This window comes from Virgisporangium aurantiacum (genome assembly GCF_016863635.1).
GTDB lineage: Bacteria > Actinomycetota > Actinomycetes > Mycobacteriales > Micromonosporaceae > Virgisporangium > Virgisporangium aurantiacum.
This window is the reverse complement of sequence record NZ_BOPG01000003.1, coordinates 311,748-324,111: the sequence shown is the minus strand read 5'-3', so window position 1 is coordinate 324,111 and position 12,364 is coordinate 311,748. Positions and strand designations below refer to the sequence as shown.

The 12,364-nt window shown below is 71.5% G+C and carries 9 protein-coding genes; 7 read left to right on the top strand and 2 right to left on the bottom strand.

Features of this window, described 5'->3' with window-relative positions; all coding sequences use genetic code 11:
* Positions 1-38 precede the first annotated feature (38 nt).
* Positions 39-686: a pyridoxamine 5'-phosphate oxidase family protein gene (locus tag Vau01_RS02105; RefSeq protein ID WP_203986399.1), complete on the bottom strand. Its 648-nt coding sequence runs from the start codon at positions 684-686 to the stop codon at positions 39-41.
* A gap of 28 nt (positions 687-714) precedes the next feature.
* Between Vau01_RS02105 and Vau01_RS02100 the strand changes: the two genes are divergently transcribed.
* The 7 genes from Vau01_RS02100 (at position 715) to rny (ending at position 8,957) form a co-directional block, all read left to right on the top strand.
* A complete protein-coding gene (locus Vau01_RS02100) occupies positions 715-2,040 on the top strand; it encodes an aminotransferase class I/II-fold pyridoxal phosphate-dependent enzyme (protein WP_203986396.1) in 1,326 nt (441 codons plus the stop codon).
* Between the two features lie 86 nt (positions 2,041-2,126).
* Complete coding sequence (locus Vau01_RS02095) at positions 2,127-2,924, top strand: hypothetical protein (protein WP_203986392.1); 798 nt, start codon at positions 2,127-2,129, stop codon at positions 2,922-2,924.
* A 174-nt stretch (positions 2,925-3,098) separates the two neighbouring features.
* Entirely contained in the window at positions 3,099-4,469 is a 1,371-nt protein-coding gene (locus Vau01_RS02090; protein ID WP_203986389.1) for an MFS transporter, read from the top strand.
* Positions 4,470-4,478: 9 nt separating this feature from the next.
* Positions 4,479-4,679 (top strand): DUF3046 domain-containing protein, encoded by a 201-nt coding sequence (locus tag Vau01_RS02085; protein ID WP_203986387.1) that lies wholly within the window; start codon positions 4,479-4,481, stop codon positions 4,677-4,679.
* Between the two features lie 164 nt (positions 4,680-4,843).
* Positions 4,844-5,893 carry a recombinase RecA gene (recA, locus tag Vau01_RS02080; RefSeq protein WP_203986385.1) on the top strand — a complete coding sequence of 350 codons (1,050 nt, stop codon included), beginning with the start codon at positions 4,844-4,846 and terminating at the stop codon, positions 5,891-5,893.
* A 2-nt stretch (positions 5,894-5,895) separates the two neighbouring features.
* Positions 5,896-6,558, top strand: a complete 663-nt coding sequence (locus Vau01_RS02075; protein WP_203986383.1) for a regulatory protein RecX — start codon at positions 5,896-5,898, stop codon at positions 6,556-6,558.
* Between the two features lie 308 nt (positions 6,559-6,866).
* Positions 6,867-8,957, top strand: coding sequence for a ribonuclease Y (gene rny / locus Vau01_RS02070; RefSeq protein WP_203986381.1), 2,091 nt, complete (start codon positions 6,867-6,869; stop codon positions 8,955-8,957).
* A 4-nt stretch (positions 8,958-8,961) separates the two neighbouring features.
* Here rny and Vau01_RS02065 read toward each other — a convergent pair whose 3' ends face one another.
* Entirely contained in the window at positions 8,962-12,303 is a 3,342-nt protein-coding gene (locus Vau01_RS02065) for an ABC transporter substrate-binding protein (RefSeq protein ID WP_203986379.1), read from the bottom strand.
* Positions 12,304-12,364: the final 61 nt, after the last annotated feature.

Below are 12,364 nucleotides of genomic sequence, written 5' to 3'. Positions count from 1 at the left end.
TTACACCCTGGCCCCGGAACCGTTCGGGCGCAGCCGAATTAGCCCGTGACGCCTATCACGGCGCGGAGGTAGTCGGGGACGCCTTCGACCCCTTTGTCGGGCTCCGGGTCGCCGGCAACGACCCGCAGCGGCAGCACGCCGGCCCAGTGCGGCAGCGCGTAGTCCTCGGGGTCGTCGCTCACGCCCCCGGTGCGCATCTTCGCCGCGACCTCGACGAGCGGGAGCGCCAGCACCGACGTCTGCGCGAGTTCCTTCGGCGTCGGCGGCCGCGTGTCGGCGGCCCGGCCGACCGCGATCTTCTCCGCGATCGCCGTGAGCACGGCGGACTTCTCCGCCGGATCGGTGACCACGGTGGCGGTGCCGTGCGCGACCACCGACCGGTAGTTGGCGCTGTGGTGGAACTGGGACCGGGCCAGCACCAGCCCGTCGAGCAGCGTGACGGCGACGGACACCTTGATGCCGTCGGGCTGCGCCGACCGCAGCGGCCGGCTGCCGGTGGAGCCGTGCACGTACAGCACGTCACCGATGCGCACGTGCAGCGTCGGCAGGACGCGGGGCTCGCCGTCGACCACGAAGGAGAGGTGGCACACCCACGCCTCGTCGAGGACCGAGTGGACCAGGTCCCGGTCGTACGACATGCGGTCGCGGTGCCGGGTGGCGGTGGTGCGGGGGGTGTTTGCGTACATGGCTTTGTCCTAATACAATCTGTGAACTGTGGCAGTACGTTATCAGTTCGAGGGCTCCACCGCAGCCGGCATTTCGGTGAGCGTCGAGTTCGCGCTCACCCACGGCCACCTCGCGCCGGGCGAGAGCCTGCCGCCGGTCCGGCAGCTCGCGGAGGAACTCGGCGTCAGCCCGAACACCGTCGCCGCCGCGTACCGCCAGCTGCGCGACCGCGGCCTGGTCGAGACCGCCGGCCGCAACGGCACGCGGGTGCGGCACCGGCCACCGGTCTCCTCCCGGCTCGCCGCGCAGCCCAGCGTCCCGGCCGGCGTCGTCGACCTGTCCGCCGGCGAGCCCGACCGCGACCTGCTGCCCGACCTCGGCCCCGCGCTCCAGCGCATCGCCACCCGGGTCGAGAAGACCGGTTACTCGACGAACCCCCTCCCTGAGCTGCTCGAGAACGCCCGCCCCCGGCTCGGCCCGGTGCCGTCGGAGCACCTCACGGTGACCGCCGGCGCCCTCGACGGCCTGGAGCGCATCCTCACCGCGCACCTGCGCGCCGGCGACCGGATCGCGGTCGAGGACCCCGGCTGGGCCGCGATGCTCGATCTCGTGGCGGCCCTCGGCCTGCACCCGCTGCCGGTGCGCGTCGACGACGACGGTCCGGATCCGGAGGGCCTGGAGAAAGCGCTCCGCCAGGGCGCCAAGGCGGTGGTCATCACGTCGCGCGCGCAGAACCCCACCGGGGCGGTGGTCTCCGCGGCCCGGGCAGCCGACCTCCGCGCGGTTCTTGCGCCGTTCCCCGAGGTGCTGGTGATCGAGGACGATCACGCCGCCGAGCTGGCCGGCGAGGAGCTGCAGGCACTCGCCGGAACCACCCGCCGCTGGGCGTTCCTGCGATCGTCGTCGAAGCCGTTCGGCCCCGATCTGAGGCTCGCGGTACTCGCCGGGGACGCCACCACGGTAGCCCGGGTCGAGGGACGCATGCGGCTCGGCGCCGGCTGGGTTTCCACGATTTTGCAGAGAATTGTCGTGGAGCTGTGGTCGGACCGCGCGGCGTCCGCGCAGATCCAGGCCGCAAAGAGGGAATACGCACACCGTCGCCTCGCACTTATCGGCCTGCTTCGCGCACGTGGTGTCGAGGCCCGCGCCCGCAGCGGTGTCAACGTGTGGGTGCCGGTCGCCGACGAGACCTATGCGGTCACCCGGCTCCGCGACGCCGGTTTCGCGGTGGCGCCCGGCGCGCTCTACCGCGTCGGCACCCCGCCCGCGGTGCGGATCAGCATCGGTCCGATGCGTCCACCGTTCTACGACCCCCTGGCCGACGCGCTCGTCGACGCGGTCCGGCCGAGCCGGCCGGTTCGCCAGCCGGTATGACGGGTACGCGTCGTGCCGTGACCAGGCCGTCGCTGGACAGTTGTAGGGTCGCAGACGCGAACCCGATGCTTCCAGGAGGTCACTCCGTGCGCGTATTCAGATCGCTCGCTGTCGCGACGGCGGTCACGGCGATGCTCCTGGCGGCCGGCTGCACCGACGACGGTCCGAAGACGAGCAGCAAGCCGCCCGGTAGCACCAAGAGCAGCGCGCCGTCGGCGGCCGAGGCGGCGGCCGCGGCCGCCGCCACCAGCGACCTGAACGCCGCGGTGCAGGAGCTCACCCGCACGAGCTACAAGTTCACGATGAAGGCCGGCGACGCGGCCAGCACCGGCACGGTCGACCCGAAGACCAAGCAGAACTCGATCACGGTCACCGTCGTCGAGTTCAAGACCGAGGTCCTGCTCGTCGACCCCGAGGTGTACGCGCGGATCACCGGCCTGCCGCTGCCCGGCGTCGACCCGGCGAAGTGGCTGAAGATCGACCGCACGAAGATCAAGTCGTTCGGCGCGCTGGGCATCCACGACCTGAACGATCCGACCGGCGTCAACACGCTGGCCAAGACGATCGCCACCATCCAGAAGACCGGCGACCGCTCGTACAAGGGCACGCTCGACCTGAGCAAGGGCAGCGACGCGTTCGGCCTCGACGCCGCCGCCGTGCGGGCGCTCGCCGAGAAGGCGCGGGCGATCCCGTTCGAGGCGACGGTCAACGAGGGCAACAAGTTGGCCACCTGGAAGATGACGATTCCGGCGTACGGGGCGGAGAAGGAGACGACCTTCGACCTCGCGTTCACCGAACACGGGGGCACCTTCCCGGTCACCAAGCCGCCGGCGAACCAAACGGTGAATCCGCCGCAAACCGTGTACGACATGTTGCAGGCGTAGATTTCGGGGAAGCACTGGCCGGTTACCACCGCGAATATGGTGGTAACCGGCCAAGATCTATATATGGGATGACTTTCCTGTGAGTTTCAGCCCACGACCTGGGCAACTCTGGCCGGATGGGATCATCTCAGCAAGGATGGAAGGCGGCCGTCGCCCCTTACGCCGAGGTCTTCCGTGGATCTGCAACGCCCCCCGTACACTTCGTCAGACGTCAATGTAGATACCGCCCACATCAGTGCAGTTCAGCGCAGAACACTCTATTTGTTGATAGCCACGCAGGTGATCGGTGGCGTCGGCGTCGGAATCGGAATCTCGGTCGGAGCATTGCTGGCCGCCGATATGGGCGGTGCCGGCATCTCGGGTCTCGCGTCGAGCGCGGCCGTCATCGGCGGAGCGCTGCTCGCCGTGCCCGCGACCCGCCTGATGCGTACCGGTGGGCGGCGGCCCGGGCTGGTGTTCGCGTACCTGGTGGGCGCGCTCGGCGCCCTCGTCGTGGTGGCCGGCGCGAGCGCCGACCTGCTCGGCCTCGTGTTCCTGGGCACGCTGCTGTTCGGCGGCGGCACCGCGGCCAACCTGCAGGCCCGGTATACCGCCGTCGACCTGGCCGACCCCGCCGTCCGCGGGAAGCAGTTGTCGGTGGTGGTGTGGGCCACCACGATCGGTGCCGTGGCCGGCCCGATCCTCGCGCCCGTGGCCGACCGGGCCGTGCGGGGCTGGGGCATCCGCGAGTACGCCGGGCCGTTCGTGTTCAGCGCGCTGGCGTTCGGGCTCGGCGCGGCGCTGCTGTTCGTCCTCCTGCGTCCCGACCCGCTGCAGTTGGCCCGCAAGCTCGAGCTGGAGGCCCAGCCGCCCGAGCCGCCCCCACCGGTGGACCCGTCGGCGACGGATGCCGCCGTCGCGGGCGCCGCTGTCGCGCGTCCCGTTGCTTCTGAAACCGAAACCACCGGCGGCCTGCGGGCCGCCTGGCGGGCCGTGCGTGGCAACCCCGCCGCGCGCCTCGGCATGTCGGCGGTGGCGGTCGGGCACCTCGTGATGGTCGGCGTGATGTCGATGACGCCGGTGCACATCAACGACGGCGGGCACGACCACGCCGACGTGCTGAAGATCGTCAGCATCGTGCTCAGCCTGCACATCGCCGGCATGTACGCGCTGTCGCCGGTGATGGGCTTCCTGGTCGACCGGCTGGGCCGGCGGCCGGTGGTGCTGCTCGGCATCGGCCTGCTGGTGGCGGCGTGCGCGGTGGCCGGGTCGGCGGGGCACGCGACGGTGCGGCTGTCGATCGGGCTGGCGCTGCTCGGGCTGGGCTGGTCGGCGACGATGGTGGCCGGGTCGACGCTGCTCACCGAGGCCGTCGACGTGGTGGTCCGGCCGGCCGCGCAGGGCCTCAACGACATGGCGATGGGCTTCGCCGGCGCGATGGCCGGCGCGCTGTCGGGCGTGGTCGTCGCGATCGGCAGTTACGGGACGCTCGCCCTGCTCTCGGGCATGGCGGTGCTCCCGCTGCTGGCGCTGGCCCTACGGAGTGACGAGCCGCCGCGCGCGTAGATTTGGCGCGTGCGACTGACGGACTTCTGGGAGCGGTTGGAGCAGGTGTTCGGGCCCGGCTACGCGCGGAGCGTCGCCGAGGATCAGGTCCTGCCGGGCCTCGACGGGCGCACGATCCGCCAGGCATTGGCACAGGGTGAGCAGACGATAACCGTCTGGCGGGCAGTGGTGGCCGCTTTCCCCGACCGCGTGCCATCCAAGCTGCATTAACTCTGTTTGTGGGCGTGTTGGGATCTCGATCGAACAGGTGTACGGGTATCGTCCACAGGGTTGAAGGTCATCCACAGGGCACCACTTTTGTCGTACCCGGCGCTTAACGTGTCGGCGTGACGAGACGGACATCCGCGAAGCCCGCAAACCCAGGAGTATCCGACATGGCAGCAGGGCAGCCCGACCGCGAGAAGGCGCTCGGCCTCGCGCTCGCAGGCATCGAGAAGCAGTTCGGCAAGGGCTCGATCATGCGGCTCGGCGAACGACCGGTCACCCAGATCCAGGTGATTCCCACCGGGTCCATCGCGCTCGACGTGGCGCTGGGTATCGGCGGTCTGCCGCGTGGCCGGGTCGTGGAGGTCTACGGCCCGGAAAGCTCGGGTAAGACCACGGTGGCGCTCCACGCCATCGCCAACGTACAGAAGGCGGGCGGCATCGCGGCGTTCATCGACGCCGAGCACGCCCTCGACCCCGACTACGCCAAGGCACTGGGCGTCGACACCGACGCGCTGCTCGTTTCCCAGCCCGACACGGGTGAGCAGGCGCTCGAGATCGTCGACATGCTGGTGCGTTCCGGCGCGCTCGAGATCATCGTGATCGACTCGGTGGCGGCCCTCGTGCCCCGCGCCGAGATCGAGGGCGAGATGGGCGACAGCCACGTGGGTCTGCAGGCCCGCCTCATGAGCCAGGCGCTCCGGAAGATCACCGGTGCCCTGAACAGCTCCAACACCACCGCGATCTTCATCAACCAGCTCCGCGAGAAGATCGGCGTCATGTTCGGCTCGCCGGAGACCACCACCGGTGGTAAGGCGCTGAAGTTCTACGCCTCGGTGCGGCTCGACATCCGGCGCATCGAGAGCCTGAAAGACGGTACCGACGTGGTCGGCAACCGCACCCGCGTGAAGGTCGTGAAGAACAAGGTCGCGGCGCCGTTCAAGCAGGCCGAGTTCGACATCATGTACGGCGTCGGCATCTCCCGCGAGGGCTCGCTCATCGACGTGGGTGTCGAGCAGTCGATCATCCGCAAGGCGGGTGCCTGGTACACCTACGACGGCGACCAGTTGGGGCAGGGCAAGGAGAACGCCCGCAACTTCCTCAAGGAGAACCCCGACGTCGCGGCCGAGATCGAGAAGCGCATCAAGGAGAAGCTGGGCGTCGGTGTCGGCCAGTCCGACGACTCCGCCGGTCCGGCGCTGCCCCCGGTCGACTTCTGATCATGGCGGGGCACCGTGGAGGGGCCGGCCGCCGCCGGTCGGCCCCGGACGGTCCCGAGGAGAAGCCGAAGACGCGGGAAGAGCTGGGGACGGCCGCGCGTGACCAGTGCATCCGGTTGCTGGCGGTGCGGCCGCGCACGCGGTCGGAGTTGGAGACGGCGCTGCGCAAGCGCGGCTACGACGAAGACGTGATCTCCGAGGTGCTCGACCGGTACTCCGACGTCGGGATCATCGACGACGAGGCGTTCGCCAAGGCGTGGGTCACCAGCCGGCACCACAGCAAGGGGCTGGCGAAGCGGGCCCTGGCCGGCGAACTGCGGCGCAAGGGCGTGTCCGCCGACGACATGGGTGTCGCGCTCGACGAGCTCGACGGCGACGCCGAGATCGAGACGGCGCGGGCGCTGGTCGAGCGGCGGCTCCGCGTCGAACGGCGCCGTCCCGGCGGCACCGGCGACGGGGTCGGCGACGACCGCGACGCGCAGCGGAAGGCGCAGGCCGCGCTGATCCGGAAGCTCGTCGGGATGCTTGCCCGGAAGGGCTATCCGTCCGGTCTGGCGTACCGGGTGGTGAAAGAGGCGATGGCCGACGACGGTGGTACGGGTGGTTTGCTCGATCTTGATTCATACGTCGAGGAACCCGACGACTTCGATCAGCTCCGATCATGAGTCCTTGACCGGGAGCCTTCCGACGACCTAGCCTCGGCGTTACCGGATGGAGACCGCTCAACCACCGCGGGTTTACCGCACAACATAGATCGCATTACAGAACGACATCTTTTTGGCCCATAATGACGGGTCGCACCGCATCGCCGGCTTGGTCGAGTCGGCGGTGATTCCGGCGTCGCTGCCGGGCCGGGTTCAGGGAGTACCCGGCAGGTGTTCATCGGCCGTGCCCACAGACGTTGGGTGTCTCCGACTACCGGCTACACGCGCCGATCCGTACGGATCCGGCGTCTGGCGGGGAGGAGGCGGCGATGACACCGATCGAACTGGTGCTCGTCGTCGTCGTTCTGATCCTCGCTGTGGTCGTGCTGGGCGCGGTCGTGTTCGGCGCGCGCGTGCTGCGCAAGATCGAGATCGCGGCACCGGGACCGGTCGGCGCCGCCGAGGCGGTTCGGGGTGCCGCGTCCACGGGTGCGTCGGAGCCGTCGGATGTCGCGGGGTCCGGGGCCGGTGCGCCGGCCGAGAGCGGGATCCTGGCCACGTCCCGGCCTGGTCCGGATCCCGATGCCGGCCTTCAGACCGTTGCTCAACCCGCTCCCCAGGGTGGCCTTCGCAGCGACTCCCAGGCTGCTCTCCAGGGTGCGGCCGAACCGGCGTTGCCGGCCGCGCGGGTGGCGGTCGACGCGGCGTCCACCAGCCACGAGCCCTGGCCGGCGACGGCCGCGCGGTCCGACGCCCCGGATCAACTGCGGGCCTCCCAGCTGACGCCCGACCGCCTGGCCGCCGAAGAGCGGACCCTGGCCGCGCTGCGTACGGCCGCCGAAGACGCGAACGCCGCCGTCGACGAGGCACGGGCCGCCGCCGCGGCGGCGCGCACCGAGGCCGCCGCCGCCAAGGCCGAGGCCGGTGCCGCACGGGCCGAGTCGCGCCGGATCCTGGCCGAGGCGCGGGCCGAGTCGGAGGCGGTGCTCGACCGGGCGCACCGGCAGTCGGAGCACGAGGCCGAGCAGGCGCGAGCCGCGGCGAAGCGGGCCGGCGAGCGCGAGTTGGCGCAGCTCACGGCCGTCGCCCGGGAACAGACGCAAGACGCCGAGCGGCGCCAGCGCCGGCTCGACGAACGGGAACGCCTGCTCGCCGAGGAGGCCGAGCGGCTCGCCGAGCGCGACCGGCGGATCAGCGCCGCCGAACTCGAGATGAGCACCCGCGAGACGACGCTGTCCGGCCGGGAGCTGTCGATCGCCGAGGCCGAGGAGGAGAAGCGCCGCGAGCTGGAACGCATCGCCTCGCTCACCGCGGAGGCCGCCAAGCAGGAACTGATCGAGACGATCGAGGGGCAGGCCAAGCGCGAGGCCGCGATCCTCATCCGCGACATCGAGAACGACGCCCGCTCGACCGCCGAGCAGCGGGCCCGGCACGTGGTCGTCGACGCGATCCAGCGGGTCGCCAGCGAGCAGACGGCCGAGAGCGTCGTCAGCGTGCTGCACCTGCCGAGCGACGAGATGAAGGGGCGGATCATCGGCCGGGAGGGCCGCAACATCCGCGCGTTCGAGTCGGTCACCGGCGTGAACCTGATCATCGACGACACGCCCGAGGCGGTGCTGCTCAGCTGCTTCGACCCGGTGCGCCGCGAGATCGGCCGGCTGACGCTGGAGAAGCTGGTCCTCGACGGGCGGATCCACCCGCACCGCATCGAGGAAGTCTTCGACATGGCCAGGCACGAGGTCGAGCGGCTGTGCGGGCGGGCGGCCGAGGACGCGCTGGTCGAGGTCGGCATCACCGATCTGCACCCGGAACTGGTGACGCTCGTCGGCCGGCTGCGGTACCGCACCAGCTACGGGCAGAACGTCCTCAAGCATCTCCTGGAGACCGCGCACATCTCCGGCATCATGGCCTCCGAACTGGGTCTCGACCGGCAGATGATCAAGCGGTGCGCGTTCCTGCACGACATCGGCAAGGCGCTCACCCACGAGGTCGAGGGCAGCCACGCGCTGATCGGCGCCGACATCGCCAAGAAGTACGGCGAGGCCGACGACGTCGTGCACGCCATCGAAGCGCACCACAACGAGGTGCTGCCGCAGACCATCGAGGCGGTGCTCACCCAGGCGTCCGACGCGTGCTCGGGTGGCCGTCCGGGGGCCCGGCGCGAGTCGCTGGAGGCGTACGTCAAGCGGCTGGAGCGCATCGAGGAGATCGCGGCCACCAAGGGCGGGGTCGAGAAGGTCTTCGCGATGCAGGCCGGCCGCGAGATCCGGGTGATGGTGCGGCCGGAGGACGTCGACGACATCGGTGCGGCCATCCTGGCCCGCGACGTCGCCAAGCAGGTCGAGGAGGAACTGACCTACCCGGGCCAGATCCGGGTGACGGTGGTGCGCGAGTCACGCGTCACCGAGATCGCCCGGTAGGGCTTCAGGCGATCACCTTGTCCTTGTAGATCGAGCCGTCCCGCACCACGTAGGACCACACCGCCGGCGCCGTGGCCACGATGTCCCCGGTCGCCGTGAATTTGATCTGACGCGATACGCCCTGCTTGTCGTACGAACCGACGAACGCGTTCACGTCGGCCCGCGCCGACTTGCCCGCCGCCAGCGCCGCGAGCAGCACGTTCGTGGCGTCGAACGCCTCAGGACCGTAGTAGCCGGCCTCCGAGAACTTCTCGCGGTAGTCGTTGGCGAAGTTGTCGCGGGCCTCGCTCGGCGGCACGCACGGGCACGTGATCGCCACGCCCTGCGCCGCAGCCTCGGTGGCACCCTCGACGAACAGGTCGGTGAAGATCCGGTCCCAGCCCATGATCTTGATGTCGGGCTTGGCGGCGCGCATCTCCTTCACGAAGATGCCGCCCGCGTCGTGGTACCCGGAGAAGTAGACGGCGTCCGCGGTCGACGCGGTCACCTGGCTCACCACGTTGGCGAACGTCTTCTCGTCGCCGGCGATCTCGGCCTTGCCGACGAACGCGGTGTTGAGCCGCATCCGGGCCTCGCTGGCCGCACCCGACGCCCACTCGTCGCTGTCGGTCACGATGAAGACCCGTTTCGCCCCCATCGAGCCGGTGAGGTACCGCGCGGCGGCCGCGGCCTGGTCGGCATCGGTGCCCACCGTGCGGTGGAACGTCTTCCAGCTCTTCTGCGACAGGTCCGTGTACATCAGCGACGGCGAGATCACCGGCATCCCGGCGGCGTCGATGATCGGCATGACCTTCTCGGCCTCGCTGTACCAGATCGGCCCGACCAGCCCGACGATCTTCTCGTCGCGCACGATGTCGCTGGCCATGCGGGCGGCCTCGTCCTCGTCGCCCTTGGTGTCATATTCGACGAGCTCGGTGGTGCAACCGCTGTGGGCGCCGTTGTACTTGTCCACCGCCAGTTGGGCGGAGTTGCGGATCGTCTGGCCGTCGCCGCTGTTCTCGCCGGACAGGATGCCCAGGTAGGCAATCTTGTAGCCGCAGGCCGGCGAGGCAACCGGCGTGTCGACGACGGGGTCCGGATCATCCCGCGTCAGCGCGAACGCGATGCCACCGATCACCAGCAGCAGCACGGCAGCGCCGGCGGCGATCGCGGCCACCAGCGGCCCCCGCGACCGTCGAGGCCCCGGCCCGAATCCGGGCGGCCCGGACATGGGTGGCCCCGACATGGGCGGTCCCGACATGGGCGGTCCCGACATGGGTGGCCCGGACATGGGTGGCCCCGACATCGGTGGCCCCGACATGGGCGGGCTGGACATCGGTTGGCCGTGCGGCGCGTGCGGACCTGCCGGCCCGGCACCGGGCGGTGGCCAGGCCTGCCCCGGCGTGGGCTGATTCGGGTAGCCCGGGCCTGGGATGGGCTGTCCGGGTGTCGGCTGTCCGGGTGTTGCCTGCCCCGGGTAGCCGGGCTGCGCCGAGCCCGGTTGGCCCGGCCACGGGCTCGCGGGCCCAGCCGCCCCGCTGGTCGGCTGACCCGCGGGCGCCGACCCGTAGACCCCGCCGGGCGCGGGTTGCTGCGCGCCGAACGCCGGCCCGCCGTGCATGGGTGCCGGCGATCCACCGTAGGCGGTCCCCGGTGTGCCGTAGGCGCTTCCCGGCGGCTGCGGCGCGCCGCTGGACGGTTGCGCCGGGCCGGCCTGCGGCGGCTGGTCCCCGTAACCGGGTCCGGGCGCCGGCGGTCCGGACGGCCCGGCCGACGGCATCGTGAACGTCGGCGGCGTCGCGGGGGTCGCGGCGGGCGGCGCCGCCTGTTGCGGTGGGAACGGCCCGACGGGCGGCGGCGTCCCGAACACCGGCGGCCCCGATACCGGTGCCCCGGTCGAGCCGGACACGGGTGCCCCCGTCGGACCGGAGACCGGCGGGCCGGCGGGGCCGGGCGTCGGCCCCCCGGACGACGGCCCCCCGGACATCGGTGCCCCAGACATCGGGGCGCCGGACATCGGTGCCCCGGAAACCGGCGGCCCGGACATGGGCGCCGCCGACACGGGCCGTTCCGCATGTGTCGTCATCCCGGGACCGGCCATCCCAGGACCCGCCGTCCCGGGACCACCCGGCCCCGGACCACCCGGCCCGGAACCGGCCATCCCAGGACCGGCCATCCCTGGACCACCCGGCCTAGCCATCCCGGGACCGGCAACCCCGGCACCGGCCATTCCGGGTCCCCCGGGACCGGGACTCGCGGGCCGCGGACCGCCCATCCCCGGGCTGACCTGCCCCGGCCCCGCAGTCCCGGGCCCGGGCGCCCCCGGCGGGCCGACCATCGCCCGACCCGACCGCGGCGCCAACTGGAGCGCCCCCTCCGCGACCACCAGTTCGGGCTGCTCGATCGCCATCGGTGCCGTGCCGAACCCGCGGTGCAGGAGTGTGGCGGCCAGCGGGATCCGGCTCGAACCGCCCACCAGGAACACCGCCGCCAGCTGGGGCGGGGTCAGGCCGGCCGCGGCCACCGACAGGAGCGTCGCGGTGACGGTGCGGTCGAGGATCGGGCGGGCGAGTTGTTCGAGTTGCTCGCGTCCGAGGGGGACGCTGTCGTCGACCAGCGGGACGTGGACGTAGGTCGTCGCAGCTCGGCTCAGGGTTTCCTTGGCCTGGCGGGCGTCCTCCCAGAGTTGCCACGCGGCCCGGCGGTCGGTGTCGTCGGTGGGTTGGGACAGGCGGCGCCACTCGTCCGGCGCCCGCTCGGCCAGTTGCTGGCCAAGGTAGCTGACGATCGCCGCGTCCACGTCGAGGCCGCCGGCGTCGGTGAGGCCCTCGGTGGCGAGGACGTCGAAGCCGCCGGCGGCGGTCCGGCGGACGACGGTGGCGTCGAACGTGCCGGCACCGAAGTCGTAGACGACGGCGCAGCCGCCGATCGGGAGGTGGGCGCCCACCGTGCCGACGAAGTAGGACGCGGCGGCGACCGGCTCGGCCACCAGCAGCGGCTGTGGCAGGCCGGCAGCGGCGGCCGCCCGGTTGAGCGCCTCGCGGCGCTGGGCGCCCCAGGCCGCCGGGTGGGTGAGCGTGACGTGCGACGGCGTGGTGTTGGCGACGCGTTGCGCCTCCACGCCGACGCGGCGCAGCACGGTGGCGATCAGCTCGGTGGACCGGATCTCGCGGTCGCCGAGGTAGACGATCTCCTCGTCGATCCGCCGCTTCGGATACGGCTCGAACCGGTGCGGGTGGAGCCGGGCGGAATGAACGGCGTCGCGGCCGGCGAGGATCGAGCCGTCTTCGGCGGTGTAGACGGCCGACGGCATGATCGGCGCACCGTCGAACAGCAGGGCCTTGGAGCGCCCGTCGGGCCAGCGCAATACAGCGACGGTATTGGACGTTCCGAAGTCGATGCCAAGCCGAAAGCCACTCTCCGCCACC

Excerpts from the sequence above, each read along its gene's own strand:
- Vau01_RS02105 (WP_203986399.1), bottom strand. The coding sequence starts at position 686 with ATGTACGCAAACACCCCCCGCACCACCGCCACCCGGCACCGCGACCGC.
- recA (WP_203986385.1), top strand. The coding sequence starts at position 4,844 with ATGGCAGCAGGGCAGCCCGACCGCGAGAAGGCGCTCGGCCTCGCGCTC.
- Vau01_RS02075 (WP_203986383.1), top strand. The coding sequence starts at position 5,896 with ATGGCGGGGCACCGTGGAGGGGCCGGCCGCCGCCGGTCGGCCCCGGAC.
- rny (WP_203986381.1), top strand. The coding sequence starts at position 6,867 with ATGACACCGATCGAACTGGTGCTCGTCGTCGTCGTTCTGATCCTCGCT.